Origin of the sequence: Streptomyces sp. NPDC056161 (assembly GCF_042268025.1) — a bacterium.
GTDB lineage: Bacteria > Actinomycetota > Actinomycetes > Streptomycetales > Streptomycetaceae > Streptomyces.
Window position 1 is genome coordinate 103,005 of the sequence record NZ_JBHJUV010000021.1, and the last position, 20,167, is coordinate 123,171.

Consider the following 20,167-nt stretch of genomic DNA (forward strand, 5'->3'; position numbering starts at 1 on the left):
GGTGCCGGAGTCGGGTGGGATCGGCACCCTCCCACCGCGTACACGGTCATTGCCACGTACGACATGAACCAGGGGCAGCCCTGTCCCTGTTCGGTAACCACTGCGCCGCCGCGAGTACGGCGGCGCATACCTCAGTCAGTTGGAAGATCGGACTTGACGTAAACCCAGCTGGTGTCACCCAGACCCCGTCGATAGCGTTGGCATACTCATGCCTACCCTCGCCCCACCGGGAGCCATCCGTGAAGCGCCGCCGCCCTCCCCTGCTCGCAGCCGCCGCGCTGACCGCCTTCGCAGCCCTGTCGCTGTCCGCCTGCGGGAGCGGCGATGGCGGTTCCAAGGACGGCGACGCGATCGCGGGGGCGGACACGGGGAGTGGCTCGGCGACACCGGCTTCACCGAGTGCGAGCGTCCCGGACGCCGCCGGACGCCCAAAGATCACCCTTCCGTCAGACGTCAAGGACGTCTTCACCCCCGAAGAGACCGGCGACTCGGCCAAGGACGCAATTCTGCGGGACAACGCGGAACTGATCCGCGCGATCGATGCAGCGATCGTCGCCCAGAACCCCCGGCTTCCTGCCATGGAGTTCTACACGGAGGGCGAGGGTGCCGTCGCCGCTCAGAAATGGGTCCAGGGATTCAAGGATGCGGGCTGGACGGTAACAGGCACCACGCATTACTTCAATCGTGTTGTGGAGGTGAAGTCCACGACCAGCGCGGCGATCGGCTACTGCGCCGACGAGAGCAAAGCATTCAGCAAAGTCATCAAGACCGGCGAGCTGAAGGGTACCGAGGTGACCAAGGACAGCTACGTCGCCTACAGCGTTCAGGTCGCCAAGAACAAGCAGGGAGTCTGGGAACTCATGAAGATCACGTCAACCCGGGGGGCGGCCGGGTGCCAGCCGTGAGCAGGCCGCTTCGCCTGGCTGCAGTCACCGTTACCGCGGGTTTGATCTCGTTGTGCTCCGCTCCCAGCGCTTTCGCGGACAAAACCAATCCCGGAGCGGGTGCGCTCGGTGGAGGAAGCGGTTCGGAGACGGACACCAGCGCATCTGCCGCGGCCGACGGCGGCAAGCTCTCCGCAAGCGTCTCCGGTGCGATCGTCTTCGACCGCTCGGACAACGGCAACGGTGAATCGACCGGGGCCCTCACCTCGACCACGTCCTGGACTCCCCCCGCCTGTTACTACGCGCCGAAGTACACACCCGAAGAACTTGAGGCGCAGATGAAGCAAGCGTGGTCGAGCAGTGCGCCCAGCCACGAGTGGATTCTGGCCTCCCAGAATTACTACGTGAACGGAGACCCCTACAAGGACTTCAACAAGGACAAGGCCGACGAGGGCTATTGGTGGGACTCGTACGTCACCGAGGGTCGCGAGGCGGATCCCGCCGCCCAGGACTGCGACAGGGAGCAGTCCTTCTGGGTCGGCAAGCGAGACGCACCGCCGGCAGACGTCCCCCAGGCGATCACACCTGAGATGCTCGCCCAGCTCGCCTACGCCGAGATCCGTGTCCCGTCGACCAAGGTCGAACTCGCTCCCGAGGGCACCACCAAGGTGAACCTCCCGACCTGGGCCTGGCTGGACACAACGAAGTTCAAGCCGGTCTCCGTCACGGCTTCCGTCCCCATACTCGGGCTGAGCGCAACGACCACCGCCGAACCGCTCTCGGTGAAAATCGCCCCGGGCACGGATGACGCGGTGACCTACCCCGCCTCCGGAGAATGCGAGAACCTGGACGGGCACATCGGTCAGCCCTACAGCCAGGGCAAGGCGGACCAGACCCCGCCGTGCGGAGTGAAGTACCTGCGGTCCTCCGGCGACAGCTCGTACAAACTCCAGGCGACCATCACCTGGAAGATCAGCTGGACGAGCACCACCGGCCAGGGCGGCGACCTGCCGAACGGCACATTCGGCGCCGGACAGGACGTCGTGGTCCAGGAGATCCAGGCCGTCAACCGCTGACGAGTGGAACACGGGAAACGAGCGTGTCGACGTGCCACGGCGACAGCCATGGCCAGAGCTCCCTCGCCAGGCGGCCACGTCACGCAACCCGGTCGATCGACTCACAGATCACCGCATCGAACCGCCGATCCACACGGTCCGCCTGCCCCCTGGCCCTGGCAAAGAGCAACGCCTGTTGGTCGTGGAGGAGGGCCCGTTCTCACGTTTCGGTGTCTCACGACGCGTCTGTCAGCAGTCGGCCTACGAAGTCCATGTGCTGCGTGCGGTCGGCCTGGAGCCACGTCTCGGCATTGCTGGAGCCGCGGACCCGTGGGTCAACCGCTCGACGTGGGCCGCGTCGACACGCCGCCGTGGCTGCGCTGGAGCGGGTCGGTCCGCCCGACAGCCGCTCCGTGCTCGGCGAGACGTTGGCGATCCTCGCCGGGTTGCAGCCGCTGCCCGCCTGGCAGATGGCCGCGCCGCACCGCCCGGTACGGACCCGGCGCGCGGTACAGGCCCGTACCGGGCGGTGCGGGCCCGGCGCGCGGTGCGGGCCCGGCGCGCGGTGGATGTGTGGGACAGCGCGCGGGTGCTGTTCGTCGCGTACGACGGTGTTGTCCCGCACCCGCTGATGGCGCGGATCAGCGAGGTCGGCGGCACGATCGGCGACAAGCTGGCGCTGCTGACGCGGGAATGGGCCGAAGCAGGGGCAGCGATGCGGGAGGATGGTGAGGTGCCGATGCCGCCGATCGAACAGGGCGCGGGCGAGGTGCTCGCGGATCTCGCACCGGCGCTGCGGCTGACAACCATGACCTGGCCCCGCCGGGACGACGAGGGCCTCGTCGCCCTGCGGGCCCTGGTCTGGGCACGCTGCCGAGACCAGCTGCGCGGCCGGCCCGAACGCCAGCCGCTCGACGAAGCCGAACGCGCCCGTCTGCTGGACGCGTTCACCGCCTCCCGCACCGGTGCGGCACGGGAAGCCGACACCGTCAGGTCGCCGGCCGATCTGTTCCCGGACTACGGAGAGAGCTACCTCAGCCGCGGTCCGCTGTGCTGGAGCCCCGGCCAGGTCGCCGGCTTCGTGGAGGACTGGCTGCCCCGCAAGGCCGTACTCGATCAGGAGCACCGCATGCCCTTGCCCGCCGTGCTGACGCAATGGGTGACTCCTACGCTCACCGAACTCGGTGTGGAGGAGCCATGGATCTCTCCCGTCATCGCCGCGGTCGATGCGCACGTGTCTGCCTTTCGCGCGGCTTCGACGACAAGGAGGCGTGGGGTCCGGCCAAGCAGATCTCGGCCGCCCTCGCCGCGCGGGGCGTCGACCTCACCGACCGCGATGCCGTCGACGCCGTCGTGCGCACCCGCAACGCCGAACGGCCCGCCCGGCGACTCGCCGGCCGGCCCCGGCCGTCCGGCTCCTGACGCATGTCCCCGGCCAGGCGCGCGCCGCGCTCGCAGGCAGCGGCTCGTGTCGTAGTGGGGCAGAGACTTCAGTAGGGCAGAGAGCAGAAACTTGATGAGCAGGCAGGAAGCAGTGGACCAGGACGGTTCCCCCACGGCGCTCCCCCCAGTCGGAAGGCTGGTGGCACGGAGCGGAGATCTCAAGAGCGAGCTGGTGGCGTTCGCGCAGGGTCCGCGTTTCGCCCGGCGACTGGATGCCCGGCTCGACGAGGCCGAGGACCGACTCGGCTTCCTGGACGAGGCGACCGCCATCCAGACGATCGATCACTTCGCACTGCAGTACCGGCTGGCGGACGGCTCCACCGTCGTCGAGCAGTTCGTGGCCCAGCGGCGGCCGCCGCTGTCGCCGGACGAGCGGGCGATGCTGCTCGGCTGGCGCGACGTGGTCGAGGGGGTCTTCGAGGTACAGGGCCTCGATCGAGGCGCCGCCATCCTGCACAACCTGCTGGACGACCTCGTCTACCGGGTCCACTCCAACCTGGGGCGGCGTGCTCTGCGGGATCTACGCAAGGGGATGTTCGTCGTCGCGCGCATCGTGCCCGTCCACCCCGACACCGACGCCTGGGTGGTCAGCGGCGACCTCACCACCTACCCGCCCGGCGACGGTTCGGAGTTGGCGCAGGCCGCCGTCCAGGCCCTGGCTGTCAATCCGCGGCTGCTGCGCCGCAATCCCGAGATGCTGCGCATGGCCTGGGAGATGCAGGCCGAAGCCCGTGCCGACTTCGTCGGGCTGTTCGGCACCGACCTGCTCGTCCTGGACCCGGCAGAGGCGCACGTCCGGTTGCGGGAGTATCACCGTCACCGGCAGGAAAAGGTCCTCGCCGAACTCGACGACGAGGCCGCCGCGCAGGCGAGGAGCAGCGGGCCCTCGCTTGACGAACTCAGCAGACTGCCCGAAGACCTTCTCGACGCGGACGACGTCGCGGTGATCTGTGACGAGACCGAAGGCATCTCCTATTACGCCGGCTTCGGCCGCCTCGACGCGTTGTTCGCCGATCCCGCTCTGGCCCGTGACCGCACCTACCTGACGCAGCTCCGGGAGTACCTGAACGACGACTCCGTCTCCCCCATGGTCATCCGCCGTCTGGTCCAGCGGCACCCCGAGAACGCCGACGCCGTGTTCCGCGCGCTCCTGCGCAAGCCCGCGTTCACCTGGGAGCAGGATGGGGAGGATCTGCTGCGCCGTCGCAAGAAGAGTCACTACGCACAGGAGCCCCTGCCGAGTATCACCCCCGTCGGCGCCCGCCTCGCGGAACTCCTGCGCGCGGAAAGGCACCACGGACGATGAGGCCCGCCACCGCCGCACTCGCCGCCATGGTCGCGGAGGCCATCGTCGATGCCTACGACGAGTACGAGCAACTCGTCGCTCTCCATGCAGTCGTCGAGGACCGCCTCGCCCTCCCGTTCGACACAGCCGTGCTCGGCGTCACCGTGACCGTCATCGCCGTCCAGCTCCGGCCCGGCAGCGGCATCGTCGCCCTGTGCAGACGCGGTCGACACCGTCAGGCGATCGGCCTTCTCGACCCACCGCTGCCCGAACCCGCGCCTGAGGGGTGGGCCTGGGTGGATGCCTACCGGCACTGGGCGTCCTGAGCCGCGTACCCCATGCCTCGCCGTCTCTCCGCTACTGCCAGGCGCGGAGAAGATCTTCAGGCCCCCAGTGGGCCGCAAGCGGCAGACTGCCGACGACACCGCTGCGGGACACCGCGACCAGTGGGGTGTCCCGCCCGGCACCGGGCACCGCGAGCACGTCCCGAGCCAGGGCGTCGTATTCGCGCCGGCCGAACGGCCGGGACTCCAGCCACTTGATGGAGCCGACGAAGTGCACCGCGCGCGCAACGGGGGTTGGGGTCTCCCCTGCTCGAACGGAGTTGAGAGCTTGGGGAAGGTCGGTGCCGACCAGGTCGATCTCGGGGTTGTTCTGCCGGTTCCACCAGCCGCCGACCGCTTCTGTCTCCGGCCATCGCTCGTCGGGCAGCAGCCGCAGCAGCGACTCGCGGATGAGCGGCTCGACCGCACGCCCTCGCCAAGCGGTCCAGGACCGCTCGATGCGCTCCAGGGCAGGATCGCCCCGGCCGCGCTCGACGCGGTGAGCGAGCTCCCGCCCCGCTCCGAGTCGGCCCAGGGGACGAGCGCGGAAAGGGTCTGCTCACCGTCCGGTCACTCGTGAACCGCTGTGGGCCGTGCCGCAGCCCCCGTCCGGCAAGGCTGTCTGGGCCCGAGATCGGGCTCAGTGTCGACGCCCCGACCCGAACCGCACTGGTGCCTCCCACGCCCGGGTGCCCTGCCGTGCCGGGCACGCCCGGTTGAAACATCTCCAGTACCAAGTGCCGTCGCCTCGACGCCGCAGATCCACATCGTCTCCCTGGCACGAACCGCACCGCGGCGGTTTCGCGAAGTCCTCCGCGTGTTCGTGGGTGAGGATCTTGCGGGCGAAATGGCCACCCTTGATGGTCAGCATCACCTCGCGGGAACGACTCTGCGAGAGGGAGTTGAGGCTGCCCAGCAGAACCGTGTGCTCGTCGATGACGACGATCTTCTGGTGCATGACGTTGACGGAAACGACAGTGCGGACCACGGTCCGAAGCTGCTTGACCAGATGGGACTGTTTCTTCTGGCCGGTGTCGTAGGGGTCGCGGACGAACACCGTCACACGCACTCCGCGGCGCACCGCGTCCTCAAGCACCGGCAGAAGGCCGAGCAGGCGTTTCGCGGTCCAGGGGGACCAGATCCACAGGGAGGTGCGGGCCTCGGCCAACCGGTCGGCGAACGTTTCGTAGAAGGAGTTCTCGTCATGGACGTCGGTGACTTCCACGTGGCGCGAGAGGACGTCGGCGAGGCGGGTGCTGAACGGGCCGAGAGGGATGTCGGGCTGTCCGCCCGGCGCGATGAGCTGGGTCGCCGGGACCCACTTGGCGCGCCGGTCGTGGATGAGTGCGGCGAGCTTGCCCATGGCCGTCTGTTCGCCGGCGGCGAGGATGCGGCTGCGGCTTCCGAGAACGTACAACCTGGTCTGTACACGCGTGACGGCGACGTTGAAGAGCCGCACGCCGTTGCGGGCCCAGGCTGTCGCCCCGGGAGCCCGAGTGGCCTGGGACATCCAGAGGCCGTCACCGTAGTCGTCCTCCACGGTGTCGAAGATGACCACGGGGAACTCACGGCCCTGGAACCGGTGTGCCGTCCCGACTTCGGCGAGCCGGCCGTCTGTCGCCTCATGGTCCCGGAGGGCCTCCAGGGTGGCTTCCGCCTGTACTGGGTACGGCGTGACGACACCGGCGTCCTCGCCGTCCTCGCGGTGCAGGTCGATCAGCGCCCTGGCGAGCAGGGCGCCGGCCGGCCACCAACCCTTGCGGCGGCCCGTGCGGTGGGCCTGGGCGAGGCTCTGGAGTCCGTCGGTGTCAATGATCACGATTTCGGCGTCGTCGGGTGCGCGCCGCGCGGTACGTTGCTCGACACCGGGGCCGGGTTTCAGAACGCCGTCGTACGCGAGGGCGTTCGTGAGGCTCATGACGTCGTGGCCGAAGCGGTGCTGGACGTCCAGGACGACACAGCCGGGGTGGTTGACGGCAGCCGCCGGTGACTCGATCCCGAAGTGCTCGTAGACCTCGCGCAGGATCCAGCGGGCGACATCGGGCCGTTTCCTGCTGTCGAGTTTCGGCAGGACAGGGCCGAGCTGCATGAAGTCTCCGAGCAGAACGGCCGTCGTCCTGGCCTTGCCCACGGCAAGGAGGACTTCAGGCAGGGTCGCGGCTCCTGCCTCGTCGACCAGGACGACGTCGTACTCGCCCTCGAACACCGCCTTGGTCGTGCGGAAGCGGGCGAGCGTGGTGGCCACGACCTTGGCGCCGCGGATGATCTCGCCCTGGGCGTCACGGGCGAGTTTGTCGTACTCCTCCTGGAGTTCGCGGTGGCGGCGTTCAAGGGCCGGGTGATTCTCCTGGTCCGCGGCGACTTGGGGTCTCAGGTTCGCCGCGAGGGCGTGGAGCCTGGGGTGGCCGAGGCGGTCGGCCTCCGCAACACGGGTCGCTGCCGCTTGCGAGAGGCTGAGCTCCCGGGCGAGGGGGGCCAAGAGGGCGGTGGTGGACCGGTGGGTTCGCCGTGCCTGTTCCAGGTCGTTCTCCACCGTGCGCAAGGTCGTCTGCCGGAGCCCGATCTCCTGCTTGCTGAACGTGATCCGCGCGCGGATCTCCGCCAGTCGCACCGTTACGGCTTCCTCCTGGCGCGCGAGGACGGAACGGGCTTCCGCTGCCTTCTTCTTCGCTCCCTGGGCCTTGGTACGTGCCGTCTCCAGGCCGCCGCGCGCCGCTTCCCGGTCCGCCTTGGTCCGGCGCCTCGCGAAGCCCTTCAACTGATCGAAGCCGTCCAGGCGCTCCTGAGCCGCCGCGCACTCACTGTCGGCGAGCAGGGCTTTCGCCTCCAGATCGGTGACCACCGACCGCAGTTGGGCGAAGCGTTCCTGATACTCGTCGTACGTTTTCCAGTCGGCCTGGGCCTCCTTCGTCGCCTTCACCGCTTCGTCCGCGGCCTGGTGGGCTTCTTCCAGCCGTACGACGGTCTCCGCTGCTTCCTGGGCGTCGCGGTGCGCCCGATCGCGCGCTCTCTCCAGAGCCTCGGAGGTACGAGCGGAGTCATCGAGCCGCGTGCGGTCCGTCGCGTACGCCACCGCGTCGAAGTCCTTGAGGCTCCGCTCCAGTTCCTCCACCTCACGTGCCCGCTCCCGGGCTTCGACCAACTGGGCGGCGACCGCGCGACGTCGTTCATCGGCTTCGGTCAGACGCCCACGCACCATCAGCGTGAGACAGACACTCGTGTCCTCGGCGACCTCCCGCAGGTGAGGCGGTCCCACTCGGACAATCTCGCCGTCCGCGTGCCGGCGTTCCTTCACCACACCCCACAGGGCGTTGTCCACAGCGATATTGGTAGCCGAGACCAGCAGGACCCGCTTTCCCCGTGCGCTCAGGTCGCCGATGGCCCGTTTGAGGACCGTGGTCTTGCCGGTGCCCGGTGGGCCCCACACCAGCCACAGTCCCTCGCCCGTACAGGCACGGTAGGCGAGGTCCTGAGCCGGCAGGAGCGCGCCCGGCGGCGGTCCGGTCGGGGCCAGCCGACCGGTGCCCGCCTCGCCGCGAGCCATGAGGTGGGCCAGCGGAGCCTCGGTGAGGGCGGCCACGCCCTCGCGCAGGGCCTTCACGAGGAATCCGGTGGGCTGCGGTTTCATCCACAGATGCGGATCGGCGGGGTCCGCGAACTCCGGCACGCGCACCCGAAGAGCGGTGCCGTCCTTGAACACGTCGAGCACGGAGTGCCCCGCGTCCACACCGTCCTCGTCGGGTCCGGCCAGTCTCAGACTGTCGCCCTGGAGCTGGTCCGTCCCGATCTCGGAGCCACGCACGTCGATGACATACTCCCCGGGTTTTCGGCCCCGTACCGCTCGGCCGAGAGGCCGCCAGCGCGGCTCCCGCGCAGGTACGCCCTCGTTGGCCACCCAGGCGTCCAGCGCCGAGACAACTTCTTCCTGCCAGCCCACGTTCCCCCGCTATCACCGTGCTGTCTGGATCTTGGTTCCGTGGTACCAGGGCAGCCAGACGATGCCCACCTACAATCCCGCCAAGGTGGAGCGGTGACTCGTACTCCAGGGCCGGCTCGGTAGCATTCGCAGTAGCATAAAGAGCATGAGCGAGCCTACCCAGAAGTACTCGATCACGATGCCTCGGGACATTGCCGACGCCGCCCGTGCCCGTGGCGGCCCCTCCGGCCTGTCCGCCTACGTCGCCGCCGCCGTCGCCCGGCAGATCGAACGGGACAACCTCAACGAACTTATCCAGGTCGCGGAGGCAGAACACGGTCCCGTCACCGAGGACGAGGTACAGACCCTGCGCGATCAGCTGCACCAGGCACGCGCACAGCAGACCGGTGACGGGAAGAACGCGGCGTGACACGCTCCTCCGCCACCCCGGGCGGCACGCTGGTGCTCGACAGCGAAGGACTGGCGAAGGCTGTACTGCGTGACCGAACGGTCACGGCCTGGCTCGCACTCGCCCGCGCAGACGACTTGCGCGTGATCACGTCTGCGGCCACCTTGGTGGAAGTGGTCCGCCCGCGCGTCAACCGTCCCGCACTGGAATGGACCCTTTCCCGCCTCACCGTGGAGCCGGTTACGGAACCGATCGCCCGCCACGCCGCCGTCCTCCTGGCCGAGGCCGGCCTGCACGGCCACAGGCACGCGATCGACGCCATGCTGAGCGCGACCGCCCTCGCCTCCCCCGGACCCGTCACCATCCTTACGTCCGACCCGGAGGACCTGACCGCACTCTGCGGGTCGCGCGCAACGGTCATCAAGACCTGATCACGCGACACCGGATCCTGAGGATCTGAGAACGGACATCTCGTGGTCATGAAGAACTATCCTCCGACCGCGCGTAGCGATGCCGGCGTCCAGCAGCAAGCATTGCTGCCGGACGCCGGCATGGAGTTGGGATCTTACGTAGATCGAGCCTGACTTACCTGCGTGTCAGCGCACCGACGCACGGAACGGAAAACCACCTCGTGGGTGGAGCCGGACGGACGCCCGAGCCCTGCACGGTCCAGAGCCTGAGCGACCGCCGACCATGAGTTGGCGTCCGGGCAGTACCCGCACGAAGTGACGGCAGCAATGACGGCAACGAGCGCGGACGGCGACGTCACCTGACAACCCCTCGCAGAAGTCGAACGGGCTCGCTGTGCCAGACCACTTGGGCAGGCCCGCGCCTTCTTGGATGTTCCCGAAGGACGAGGCATCTCGCGCTGAAGGTAGGTAGTTCGCGGCGGGTTTTCGCGGCAGTGGTCCGAAGCCGTCTGAGGTACCGACAGGGATACCGACAGGGGTACTGACAGGGGTACTGACAGGGCAGATCGACGCATTCGCTCCGGAGCCGTGTGCGCAGGTTCGAATGCTGTGGGTAGCGGCTCAAGGATTTCTCGGGAATCTGCACGAGTAACGGCGGATCGACACCCGCCGGAAAGTACGGCGTCAGGCCAGTGTCCAGGACGACGGAGGAATGGGTCGTCGTCGTCCAGGGCCACGGCCCAGTCGTCGTCGTGCGACGGGGTTCTGCGGGATCCGTGGTGATCAGCGGTGCGGACGGGGGCCTGGTCGAGTCGGATGCCGACGTGGGGTGGAAGAAGTGCGTGCCGGCTCGGTTTTCATACACCCCGCAAATTGCTTGATTGACAGAATCGATCTGCCGTCGGACTGTACCGATCCACTGCCCCACCAGGGGATTTTACCTTGGTGAGGTTCGCCCGTGACTTTCCTTGAGCCCTTCTGAGGCTGGCTTTTTCATCCGATCGGGAATTGCATAAAACAGCACCACCACGAACAACGGCGTTTGGAGGAAAGGCATGCACAGGACAGCCTTCGAACCGCCCACGGGCGACGACAGCGATCCGGGTGACGCTCAGACGTCCAAGAGAACGGCCGGGGCACCGGGGGGCGAATCCGTGGACGGGCAGGGTGCGATCCGCATCCCCGCGCCGTCGGGATCCCGGTCCGCGGCCATCGGCCCTCGTCCGGACAGGGTCACGGACTGGGCGGCCCACCACGCCCCCGCATCGCGCATCGCACTGCGTGACTGGCTGCTCGTGGCCTTGGCCTTCTCCACCGGCATGTACGACGCGATCACGTTCTTCAGCTTCGGGAAGGTGTTCTCCGCTTTCCAGACCGGGAACATCGTCTTCCTGGGAGCCGGTCTCGACGGGATACGTCCGCCCGACGGTCCCGACCCGGTCCGCGTATGTATCTCCCTGGCCGCGTTCGCGGTCGGCGCGATGGCGGCCGTCCGGATCCTCAAGGCTTTCGACGGCGAGGAAGAGATCGACGACGACCACGTGTCCGTGGTGTGGCCGCGGCGCGTGACGGATGTTCTCGTCGGTGTGCTCGCCGTGCAGTTCGTCTTCCTCGGGCTGTGGCTGACCCACCCCACGGATCTCTCCGGCACCATGATGACGGCCCTCGTCGGAATCAACGCCTTCGGTATGGGTCTGCAGATGAATGCGATCCGTTCCATGCACGTCCCCGGAGTCTCCACCACGGCCGCGACCGCCACCTTCATCAACATCTTCACCGGCCTCGCCGGCGGGACCCTCAACCGCAGCCAGGTACGCCGCTGGGTCGGCAACGTCGCGGCCATGAGCGCGGGCGCCTTCCTGGCCGCCTGGCTGCTCCACCATGCCCACGCGTACGCCGCCACCGTGCCGGTCATCGTCATCGCTCTGGTCATCGTCATCGCCAAGGCGGTCCTCAGCGAACGGCCCTCACGCTCGGGGGCGGCCCGGCTGACCGTGGCACCGGCCGACCATCGCGCCCAGTAGCGGATCCGGTCCGGTCGTTGGCCGGGGCAGGCGGATGTCTGCCCCGGCCTGCCGGGCGGCTCCCGGTCAGACACCGCCCTGCCCGGTGCCACGCCCCCTCAATCCGGGCAGGGCGGGCACACCGGGCAATCCGGGTAGGGCGGGCAGGCCGGGTACGCCGTGTTCGTACAGGGGGCCGGTCCGCCAGTCCCGCGCGTGGCAGGCGTCGAGGATGCGGGGCAGTGCCCGCAGGGTGGTGCGCCAGGAGCCGGGGGCCGAGGTGCAGTCGGAATCGTGCAGCAGGATGGTGCCGCCGCCGCGCAGGTCCCGTAGGACGGTGTCCTGGACGGTTCGCGGAGTGGCCCTTCTGCGCCAGTCCTCGCCCCAGCAGGTCCACAGCACCGGGGTCAGGCCGAGGCGGCGGCAGGCCAGATGGGCCGCGGTGGTCATCACCCCGTACGGGGGCCGGAAGATCAGTGGTGGCCTGCCGGTCACGTCGGCCACGGCGTCACGGGCGCGGGCGAGGTCGTCGTAGGTGGCGCGCGGCCCGCGCACCAGCAGGGGGCGGTGGTGCCAGCCGTGGACGGCGATCTCGTGCCCGGCGGCGGCCATCTCCTTCGCCAGCCCCGGCGAGCGGGCCAGCATCGAGCCGAGCAGGAAGAAGGTGGCACGGACCCCGCGCGCCGCGAGGAGACCGAGGAAGTACGGGGTGGACAGCGGGTCGGGACCGTCGTCGAAGGTGAGGGCGACGTGATCCGGGCGACCCTGCCCGGCCAGGCGCGGCATGACCGTGTTGCGCAGCGGCCCGAACGTGGAGATCGCGGGTGCGGCGTGCACCGCGGCGAGCGCGGGCAGGACCGCGGCCGAGGCGAGCAGGGTGGAGCGGGCGGGGGTCATCGCCTGTCTCCGTCCAGGTAGTGGGCGACCGCGGTGAACCGGGCGGGGGCTTCGGCGTAGGAGTAGGCCAGCGGGGCGGCGACGCCCAGGGAGAGGGTGGCCACCGCGACGGTGGCGGCCAGGGCGAGCCGGCGTCGGCCCGGTCGGCCCACCGTGGTCCCGGCGGACGGGGCCTTGCCCGGTCGGCGCAGGGTACGGGACGGGGCATCGCCCGGTCGGCGCGGCGTACGGGACGGCGCGTCGCCGGGGCCGCGCCAGGTGCGGGACGATCGTGCGCCGACCGGGTGGCCCGCTGCGGGGAGCGGTGCTGCCGGTGTCGGCGTCCCTCCGAAGCGTGCGGCGATGGCGGGCACCGGGCCGGGGCCGGAGCGGTGCAGGGCCAGCCCCGCCGTGCGCTGGGCCCGGCCGCGCGGTCCGTGCAGCAGTTCGCCGAGCACGGGGCCCAGGTCCTCCGGCCGCCGGATCCAGGCGGCCAGCCCCGCCTCCTCCAGCGCCTCGGCGTTGGTACGGCCGTGCCCTGGAATGCAGCGGTAACTGGCCACGGGCAGCCCGGCGGCGAACGCCTCCAGCGAGGTCAGTCCCCCGGCGTTCTGGACCAGCACGTCACAGGCGTGCATGAGGCCCGGCATGTCGTCCACCCAGCCGAAGGCGTACTCGATGCCGTCCCGGCGCAACTGCTCGGCGAGGGCCTGGTTGCGTCCGCAGACCACCACCGGCACCGCGACCTGCGCGTCCCGTATCTCGGCGGCGGCCCGCCGGACCGCGCCGACTCCCCACGAGCCCGCCACCAGCAGGGCCAGGGACGCGTGCTCGGGCAGGCCGTGCCGGGCGCGAGCGGCGGGCCGCTGCCCGTCGGCAGGGGCGAACCGCGGGTCGGTCACGGGGCCGGCGACCGTGACACCCGCCGCGCCCCGGGCGTGGGCCTGGAGCGCGGGTATGGCGTGCACGGCCAGGTGTGCGTCCACGCCAGGGGCGACCCACAGGGCGTGCACGGAGAAGTCGGTCAGGTAGGTGCAGGCCGGCACCGTCAGCAGGCCGCGCCGCCGGAGCGCGCCGAGGACCTGGCTGGCCCCCGGGTAGGTCGAGACGACCGCCCAGGTGTCCGGTGTCAGCGTCCGCAGCGTGCGGCGCTCGGCACTGCGCAGCAGTGCCCGCCACACCAGGCCGGGGCGCGCGGCGTGCTCGGTCGCCGCGTACAGGCGCTGGTAGCCCGTCGGCGCCCAGGTCAGCAGGCGGCGGTAGGTGCCGCGCAGCAGGCGGCCCGTCCGCGCGGGCAGCAGGTCGAGGAAGTCGTGGCGGTCGACCAGGAATCCGTGTGCGGTGAGCCGGTCGGCCAGTCCCGCGGCCGCTCCGTCGTGTCCGGCGCCGACGCCGGCGGAGATGACGACGATCCGCCGGGGTGTCCGGGCCGTCGGCCGCGGCGGTGGCGCGGCGGAGGGCGAAGGCACCGAGCCCGGCAGCGGGTCGTGGCGGTCCGGCACGGTCGATCAGCCTCCTGACGGGAAACGGGGCACGGGCACGGCCGAACGTCCCCGGGCCAGGGCGGCGTCATGGGCGGCCCGGAGCCAGGTCCACGGGCGGCGGCCTCGGGGCACGACGCGAGGGCGGCGTACCGAGGCCGAAGCTACTACATGATGTAGAAGCTGGGAACCGCGGTCAGGTAAGGAGATCGGATGGGTTCGGGACCCCATGGATGACGGCGGGGTGGATCGACGGCGCGGCGGATCGGCGGCGCGGCGGGGTGCGGATGGGACTACGGCTGGAGGCGCGGGTCCACGCGCGCCGGGCGGAGGGGTGCAGGTACGGGTGCGGGTACGGGCACACGCACTGGCACGAGTGAATCTACTACGAGTTGTAGAACATTTGGTTGGGCAGTGGGAATGCGGGATATGGGCGAAGGGGCCGGTGCCCTACGCGACGCCGCCGTGACCGCCGCTGGTCCGCGACGCCGAACCGGCGAAGCGCGGCCGATCCCAGTACGCTCGGTGTGCATGGGTGATCCGCGATGACCGCGCCCCCGCTGCCGGGCATACTCGCCGACCTGGCCCCGCTCCTCGACCACTGGGGCTATGCGGCGGTCGGCGCCCTGATCTTCCTTGAGGACTTCGGTGTGCCGGTCCCCGGCGAGACCGTGCTGATCGCGGCCGCCGTGTACGCAGGGGCGGGCAGACTGAACGTGGTCACGGTCGCGGTGATCGCGGTGGTCGCGGCCATACTCGGCGACAACGTCAGCTACGCCATCGGCCGATACGGCGGCCAACGCCTCGTGAACCGGTACGGCCGCTACGTACTGCTCACCCCCGCGCGCGTCGCCAAGGCCGAGGAGTTCTTCACCCGGCACGGCGGCAAGGTCATCACCGTCGCCCGCTTCATCGAGGGTCTGCGCCAGGCCAACGGCATCATCGCCGGGCTCAGTGGGATGCCCTGGCGCCGGTTCCTCCTCTTCAACACGCTCGGCGCGGTGCTGTGGGTGGGCACCTGGGTGACCCTCGGCTACCTGGCCGGCAACCACATCGACACCCTGTATCCGACCATCCAGCGGTACGAGTTGTTCGTGCTGGCCGCGCTGGCCGTCGTCCTGGTGGTCCTGGTGACGCGCCACCTGATCCGCCGCCGCGCCGCCGCGGCGTCGCCGCCCTCGCCCGCACGGGACGAGCAGGACACCACCTCGACCCGTTGATCAGCATCCGTCGATCAGCATCCGTCGATCAGCATCCGTTGATCGGCATCAGCGCACCGGTCGGCGCCCGGTCCGTCCGCGCGGGCCCGGTCATCACCGCCGGCGCCGACAGCGCACTCACCAGCAGCGGCAGATATACCGGAACCGGCCGGAACACGTCTCACCCCCGGTCGCGGAGATCCCCGTGCAGCAGGTGTTCCAGCAGTTGCTCGTCCTCCGCCGACAGCTCCGACACGAACCGGGCCAGCACCGCCGCGCGGTCCCCGCCCTCGTCCAGCAGGGAATGCATCCCCGCCGCCGCCAGTCCGGCCTGGTCGTCGACGGGCGCGTACGCATGGCCGCGGCCCTCCCGCCGCCGGGTCACCAGGCCCTTGTCGCACAACCGGGTCAGGATCGTCAGCACCGTGGTGTACGCGGCTCCGGTCACCTGCTCGTGGACCACCGCCGCCGACACCGGGCCGCCGGCCGCCCACAAGGCCGCCAGCACCTCCCCTTCCAGCTCACCCCGCGCACGCCGCCGGGCCTCCCCCCGGCCGTCCTTGCCGCCCGTCACCCCGGCACCTCCCAGTCCTTCCGCACCGACAGGGCCGTCCGCCCTCCCGCTCAAGCTACTACGTGACGTAGAAACGTACTCACGGGGAGCGGGGAGCGGGGAGCGGGGAGCCACTGTGCTCAGGGGTCGGGTCAGACGTGTGTGAGCAGGCGCTCCAGCGGGCGGGGTACGCGTTCGAGGTCGAGGTGGGCGACCAGCGCCTGCGCGTAGAGGGCCTTGCGGCCGCTGTGTGTGCCCATGAAGCGGCGCAGTTGGTGCTCCACCGGTCGTTCCCGCTGGGCCGGCTGGCCCTGGAAGGTGTGGAAGGGACGGGTCTCGCCCTGGGCCTCGATCACCTGCCGCACGCTCTCCGGTCCGAGAGCGCGGATCAGTTCGTCCTCCAGGTCGGCGACGCACACCTGGAACCCCAGTGCCTCCAGGTCGGCGCGTGTGAGACCGGCCCCGATCCCGACCCGCTCCAGATGGCGCCGGAAATGCCGCTCCTCGCCGATGTCGCAGAGCCCGGCCAGCGGGAGGCCGAGGCCCGGTGGACCGCATACGTTCAGGAAGCGTCCGATGTTCGTCGCGCCGCCGAGCGGTACCACCGCGACGCCCTCCGCCGCGAGGTCGCGGCCGTAGCGCGTGGCCAGCGATTCGAGCGCGGTCCGATCGCTGTCTCCCTCGACGAGCACGACCGTCCGCACACCGCCGGACAGCTCCCGCGCCACCACGGCGGACGCGCTCGCCGCCGCTCCGCCCGCGGCCCAGGCGACCAGCGCCAGGCGGAATCGCCCCAACTCGTCCACGAGACCTCGCTTCCCGACGCCATCGTGGCACGGTCGCGATCCCGTACGCACGTACGTTTTCCGGTGGCGCCGGGCGGGCTCATGCACGGCGCGCGACAGTTCAAGTACGGCGCACGGCTCAGGTACGGCGTACGGCGTACGGCGCACGGCCCGGCCGACGGCGCGGGGCGTTCAGCTCGCGGGCGCGAACTGGGGCAGGCGGGCCATGATGGCCTGGAGTTCGGCGTCGTCGGAGACGCCCTGGAAGTCGTGGCGGGGCGTGTAGGGCGCTTCGAGCGCGCTGGTCTCCTCGGCGCTCAGCTCGATCGCCAGTGAGGCGACCGCGTCGTCGATCTGTCGCGTCGTGCTCGCTCCGACCAGCGGTGCGGTGACGACCGGCTTGCCGTGCAGCCAGGCGAGGGCGATCTGCGCGCGCCCGACCCCCCGCGCGTCCGCGATGCGGCCGACGGCGTCGACGACGGCGCGGTCCGCTTCCTCGGTCACCGGCGTGTACAGCATCTCGGCGAACCCGTCGTCGCCGCCGCGGGCGGTCGCCCTCGCGTCCGTCCAGGCGCGGGCGAGGCGGCCCCGGGCCAGCGGGCTCCAGACGACCGTGCCGACGCCCTCGTCGAGGCAGAGCGGGATCATCTCCCGTTCCTCCTCGCGGGCGAGCAGGTTGTAGTGGTCCTGCATCGACACGAAGCGGGCCCAGCCGTGCGCGCGCTGGAGGTGCAGCGCCTTCGCGAACTCCCAGGCCGGCATGGACGAGGCGCCCAGGTAGCGGACCTTGCCGGACCTGACCAGGTCGTGCAGCGCTTCGAGGGTCTCCTCCAGCGGGGTCGCGTGGTCGTTGCGGTGGACCTGGTACAGGTCGATGTGGTCCGTGCCGAGGCGCCGCAGCGAGTGGTCGACCTCGGTCATGATCGCCTTCCGGCTCAGGCCCTTGCCGTTCGGGCCCGAGCGCGTCGGGTTCCGCAGCTTGGTCGCGATCACGACGGCGTCGCGGTCCGCGAAGTCCCGCAGCGCGCGGCCGAGGATCTCCTCGCTGGAGCCCTGCGAGTACACGTTGGCCGTGTCGAAGAAGTTGATTCCCTGCTCCAGGGCGTGCTTGACGAGCGGGCGGCTGTCCTCCTCGTCGAGTGACCAGACCGGGTGGCCGCGGCCGGGCTCGCCGTAGGTCATCGCACCGATCGCGATCGGTGAGACGTCGAGGCCGGTGGTGCCGAGCTTGACGTAGTCCATGGGGACTTCTCTCCTTGCTTGCGGGCCTTACGGGTGTTACGGGCCATGCGGGCCATGCGTGATCAGATGCGTACCGTCGTCTTGCCCCGCGCGCCGCCCGCGGCGTTCCGTGCCAGCGCTTCGGGGGCCTCGGCCAGCGAGACGGTCCGCTGGACGGGGACCGTGATCCTGCCCGACGCGACTTCCTCGGTGATCCGGGCGAGCAGATCGGGCTTGTCCTGCATCGCGTAGTTGCTCACGGCGATCCGTTCCGAGCCGAGCAGTTCCGGTGGCGCGGTGAAGGTCACGGACGCGGCCGTGCCGCCGTCGCGGACGAGTCCCGCCAAGTCACCGAAGCCGGCCTGGTCGCGGGTGAGGTCGAGGAAGGCGTCCACCCCGTCGGGATGGGTCCGGCGGACCTGCCCGGCGACGTCGCCGGCCGTGTGGTCGACGGTGCCGGCGGCGCCGAGCCCCCGGATCCACCCGTCGGCGTCGGGCCGGGCGGTCGCGATGACCTCCATGCCGCGGGCGGCGGCCAGTTGGACGGCGAGGACGCCCACCCCGCCGGTGGCACCGGTGATCAGGATCGAGCCGCCGGCCCGCGGGCCGATGGCTTCGAGGACGCCGAGCGCGGTCATGCCCGCGGTCGGCAGCGCCGCCGCGATGTCGGCGGGCATGCCGTCGGGGATCCGCAGCAGCGCCCCCTGTTCCGGGTGCTCCGGGACCACCGCGTACTCGGCGAACGTGCCGTGGCCCAGGGGTGAGCGGAGGAACTGGCCGTGCACGATGTCGCCGGGTTCCAGCCCGCGCACCGCTTCCCCGGCCTGTACCACGCGGCCCGCGCCGTCCACGCCCAGGACGAGCGGGTACACATGGGGCAACTGGCCCTCGAAGTATCCACCGGCGATGCCCACGTCGATCGGGTTCACCGACGCCGCCGCCAGTTCGACCAGGACTTCTCCCGGCGCCGGGCGGGGGACGGGGAGTTCCATCAGTCCGGGTGTGTCGCCGCTCTTCCGTACCGCGACTGCGCGCATGGCTTCATCTCCTGTAAGTCAGCCGGTCCCCCGCGCCGCCCTGGTGGCGCCGATGTGCCGGACGTCGGCGGGCGGCGGATCGCTGCCAGTCAACCCGGCATGGCGGTGGACCTTAAGGACCGATCCGAGCACCGTTGATACCCTGTGGGTATGAGTGAGTTGGAGACGCGGCAGCTCCGGTATTTCGTCGCGGTCGCGGAAGAACTGCACTTCGGGCGCGCGGCCGACCGGCTCGGCATGGCGCAGCCGCCGCTGTCCCGGGCGATACGGGAACTGGAGCGCGGACTCGGTGTGCCCCTGCTCACCCGAAGCACCCGCCAGGTCGCGCTCACTCCGGCCGGAGAGGTCCTGCTGCGGGAGGCCAGGACCGCGCTCGAAGCGGTCAGCGCCGCGGGCCGCCGGGCCCGGCACGCCGGCGAGCCCGCACCCCAGTTGCGTCTCGCGCTGAAGGCCGACATCGACGGCGGTCTGCTGCACCGGATCCTTGAGGCGTACGCCGCGGCGGCCAAGGCCCTTCCGGTCACCCTGGTCCTCGGCCGCATCGGCGAACAGGCACAGGCGCTGCGTGACGGCCGCGCCGACACCGCGCTGATGCTCGCCCCCTTCGACGACCGCGGCCTGGACTCCGAGCCACTGCTCACCGAGCCCTTCGTGATCGCCCTGGCGGCCACCGACCCGCTCGCCGCCCGGCCGTCCCTGCGGTTGGCCGAGTTGGCGGGCCGGAGCCTGCCCGGCGGGTTCCCCGCCGACCGGGGCCCGGTCCTCGACGCGCACGACTGGGCCGCGACCCACCAGCAGCCCGGCGCACCCGGGCCCGGCATCTCCACCGCGATCACCCCGAACGCCCCGAAATACCCGAAAAACCCGAACGCCCCGAGCACTGCGCACACCGCGAGCACCGCGCACCCCATGGACCCCACGGACCCCGCCGACAGCGCGCACAGCGTCTCGGACCTGCCGCAGATCTTCCGGCTCGTCGAACTCGGCAGCCTCGTCTGCTTCGTTCCCGCCTCGGTCGCCCGGCGCTACCCGCGGCCCGAGATCGCCTTCCGGCCGGTCGTCGACCAGGAGCCCGCCGTGCTGGCCGTGGCCTGGCCGCAGGACGCCCACGCACCGGCGGTCGCCGCCTTCGTCCGGGCGGCCGTCGCGGCCGCGGCGGCGGCCCGTGCGGAGGCGGGAGAGTCCGCGGACGAGGACGAACCGGTCCGCCGGCCCTCCCAGTACTGACGATCAGTCAGGAACCGGCAGCCTCACCACCGGGTCACCGGTCACCGGTCACCGGGTCAT

The 20,167-nt window shown here is 70.6% G+C and carries 18 protein-coding genes and 1 pseudogene; 10 read left to right on the forward strand and 9 right to left on the reverse strand.

What is annotated here, in order from left to right; genetic code table 11:
- The first annotated feature begins 239 nt into the window (after positions 1–239).
- From ACFC09_RS21055 to ACFC09_RS21075, 5 genes are all read left to right on the forward strand, one after another.
- A complete protein-coding gene (locus ACFC09_RS21055; RefSeq protein WP_376530402.1) occupies positions 240–905 on the forward strand; it encodes a hypothetical protein in 666 nt (221 codons plus the stop codon).
- A complete protein-coding gene (locus ACFC09_RS21060; RefSeq protein WP_376530405.1) occupies positions 893–1,960 on the forward strand; it encodes a hypothetical protein in 1,068 nt (355 codons plus the stop codon). The genes ACFC09_RS21055 and ACFC09_RS21060 overlap by 13 nt, the downstream gene beginning before the upstream one ends.
- Before the next feature lie 568 nt (positions 1,961–2,528).
- On the forward strand, positions 2,529–3,416 hold the full coding sequence (locus ACFC09_RS21065) for a hypothetical protein (protein ID WP_376530407.1): 888 nt from the start codon (positions 2,529–2,531) through the stop codon (positions 3,414–3,416).
- Positions 3,417–3,521: 105 nt separating this feature from the next.
- Positions 3,522–4,688, forward strand: a complete 1,167-nt coding sequence (locus ACFC09_RS21070) for a hypothetical protein (RefSeq protein WP_376530413.1) — start codon at positions 3,522–3,524, stop codon at positions 4,686–4,688.
- Positions 4,685–4,993, forward strand: coding sequence for a hypothetical protein (locus ACFC09_RS21075; RefSeq protein ID WP_376530416.1), 309 nt, complete (start codon positions 4,685–4,687; stop codon positions 4,991–4,993). The genes ACFC09_RS21070 and ACFC09_RS21075 overlap by 4 nt, the downstream gene beginning before the upstream one ends.
- A gap of 31 nt (positions 4,994–5,024) precedes the next feature.
- Here the strand turns inward: ACFC09_RS21075 and ACFC09_RS21080 are convergent, their stop codons facing one another.
- The 3 genes and pseudogenes from ACFC09_RS21080 to ACFC09_RS21090 form a co-directional block, all read right to left on the reverse strand.
- A complete protein-coding gene (locus ACFC09_RS21080) occupies positions 5,025–5,228 on the reverse strand; it encodes a hypothetical protein (protein ID WP_376530418.1) in 204 nt (67 codons plus the stop codon).
- 72 nt (positions 5,229–5,300) lie between these two features.
- Positions 5,301–5,525 (reverse strand): annotated as a pseudogene (locus ACFC09_RS21085) (DUF234 domain-containing protein); the annotation flags it as partial.
- A 105-nt stretch (positions 5,526–5,630) separates the two neighbouring features.
- Positions 5,631–8,792 carry an AAA domain-containing protein gene (locus tag ACFC09_RS21090; protein WP_376530421.1) on the reverse strand — a complete coding sequence of 1,054 codons (3,162 nt, stop codon included), beginning with the start codon at positions 8,790–8,792 and terminating at the stop codon, positions 5,631–5,633.
- 280 nt (positions 8,793–9,072) lie between these two features.
- Here ACFC09_RS21090 and ACFC09_RS21095 point away from each other — a divergent pair, with 280 nt between their 5' ends.
- The 3 genes from ACFC09_RS21095 to ACFC09_RS21105 all read left to right on the forward strand — a co-directional run bounded on the left by ACFC09_RS21095 (position 9,073) and on the right by ACFC09_RS21105 (position 11,749).
- Entirely contained in the window at positions 9,073–9,336 is a 264-nt protein-coding gene (locus ACFC09_RS21095; RefSeq protein ID WP_376530424.1) for a CopG family transcriptional regulator, read from the forward strand.
- Positions 9,333–9,746, forward strand: coding sequence for a type II toxin-antitoxin system VapC family toxin (locus tag ACFC09_RS21100; RefSeq protein ID WP_376530426.1), 414 nt, complete (start codon positions 9,333–9,335; stop codon positions 9,744–9,746). Before ACFC09_RS21095 ends, ACFC09_RS21100 begins: the two co-directional genes overlap by 4 nt.
- A gap of 1,034 nt (positions 9,747–10,780) precedes the next feature.
- Positions 10,781–11,749 (forward strand): YoaK family protein, encoded by a 969-nt coding sequence (locus ACFC09_RS21105; RefSeq protein ID WP_376530429.1) that lies wholly within the window; start codon positions 10,781–10,783, stop codon positions 11,747–11,749.
- A 66-nt stretch (positions 11,750–11,815) separates the two neighbouring features.
- On the opposite strand, the gene ACFC09_RS21110 is transcribed toward ACFC09_RS21105, so the two are convergent.
- Positions 11,816–12,625, reverse strand: coding sequence for a polysaccharide deacetylase family protein (locus ACFC09_RS21110; protein WP_376530431.1), 810 nt, complete (start codon positions 12,623–12,625; stop codon positions 11,816–11,818).
- Positions 12,622–14,106, reverse strand: a complete 1,485-nt coding sequence (locus ACFC09_RS21115; protein ID WP_376530433.1) for a glycosyltransferase — start codon at positions 14,104–14,106, stop codon at positions 12,622–12,624. Before ACFC09_RS21115 ends, ACFC09_RS21110 begins: the two co-directional genes overlap by 4 nt.
- Before the next feature lie 524 nt (positions 14,107–14,630).
- Between ACFC09_RS21115 and ACFC09_RS21120 the strand changes: the two genes are divergently transcribed.
- Positions 14,631–15,305: a DedA family protein gene (locus tag ACFC09_RS21120; RefSeq protein WP_376530435.1), complete on the forward strand. Its 675-nt coding sequence runs from the start codon at positions 14,631–14,633 to the stop codon at positions 15,303–15,305.
- Between the two features lie 160 nt (positions 15,306–15,465).
- Here ACFC09_RS21120 and ACFC09_RS21125 read toward each other — a convergent pair whose 3' ends face one another.
- The 4 genes from ACFC09_RS21125 to ACFC09_RS21140 all read right to left on the reverse strand — a co-directional run bounded on the left by ACFC09_RS21125 (position 15,466) and on the right by ACFC09_RS21140 (position 18,880).
- Entirely contained in the window at positions 15,466–15,858 is a 393-nt protein-coding gene (locus tag ACFC09_RS21125; RefSeq protein WP_376530437.1) for a BlaI/MecI/CopY family transcriptional regulator, read from the reverse strand.
- 131 nt (positions 15,859–15,989) lie between these two features.
- Complete coding sequence (locus ACFC09_RS21130; protein ID WP_376530440.1) at positions 15,990–16,643, reverse strand: TOPRIM nucleotidyl transferase/hydrolase domain-containing protein; 654 nt, start codon at positions 16,641–16,643, stop codon at positions 15,990–15,992.
- Between the two features lie 171 nt (positions 16,644–16,814).
- Positions 16,815–17,864 (reverse strand): aldo/keto reductase, encoded by a 1,050-nt coding sequence (locus ACFC09_RS21135; RefSeq protein ID WP_376530443.1) that lies wholly within the window; start codon positions 17,862–17,864, stop codon positions 16,815–16,817.
- 62 nt (positions 17,865–17,926) lie between these two features.
- Complete coding sequence (locus ACFC09_RS21140; RefSeq protein WP_376530446.1) at positions 17,927–18,880, reverse strand: NADP-dependent oxidoreductase; 954 nt, start codon at positions 18,878–18,880, stop codon at positions 17,927–17,929.
- 150 nt (positions 18,881–19,030) lie between these two features.
- Here ACFC09_RS21140 and ACFC09_RS21145 point away from each other — a divergent pair, with 150 nt between their 5' ends.
- Entirely contained in the window at positions 19,031–20,107 is a 1,077-nt protein-coding gene (locus tag ACFC09_RS21145; RefSeq protein WP_376530449.1) for a LysR family transcriptional regulator, read from the forward strand.
- Positions 20,108–20,167: the final 60 nt, after the last annotated feature.

What these genes read in the sequence shown, in the direction of transcription:
- ACFC09_RS21075 (WP_376530416.1), top strand. Translation starts at nt 4,685, where the DNA reads ATGAGGCCCGCCACCGCCGCACTCGCCGCCATGGTCGCGGAGGCCATC.
- ACFC09_RS21095 (WP_376530424.1), top strand. Translation starts at nt 9,073, where the DNA reads ATGAGCGAGCCTACCCAGAAGTACTCGATCACGATGCCTCGGGACATT.
- ACFC09_RS21105 (WP_376530429.1), top strand. Translation starts at nt 10,781, where the DNA reads ATGCACAGGACAGCCTTCGAACCGCCCACGGGCGACGACAGCGATCCG.
- ACFC09_RS21110 (WP_376530431.1), bottom strand. Translation starts at nt 12,625, where the DNA reads ATGACCCCCGCCCGCTCCACCCTGCTCGCCTCGGCCGCGGTCCTGCCC.
- ACFC09_RS21120 (WP_376530435.1), top strand. Translation starts at nt 14,631, where the DNA reads ATGACCGCGCCCCCGCTGCCGGGCATACTCGCCGACCTGGCCCCGCTC.
- ACFC09_RS21135 (WP_376530443.1), bottom strand. Translation starts at nt 17,864, where the DNA reads ATGGACTACGTCAAGCTCGGCACCACCGGCCTCGACGTCTCACCGATC.
- ACFC09_RS21140 (WP_376530446.1), bottom strand. Translation starts at nt 18,880, where the DNA reads ATGCGCGCAGTCGCGGTACGGAAGAGCGGCGACACACCCGGACTGATG.
- ACFC09_RS21145 (WP_376530449.1), top strand. Translation starts at nt 19,031, where the DNA reads ATGAGTGAGTTGGAGACGCGGCAGCTCCGGTATTTCGTCGCGGTCGCG.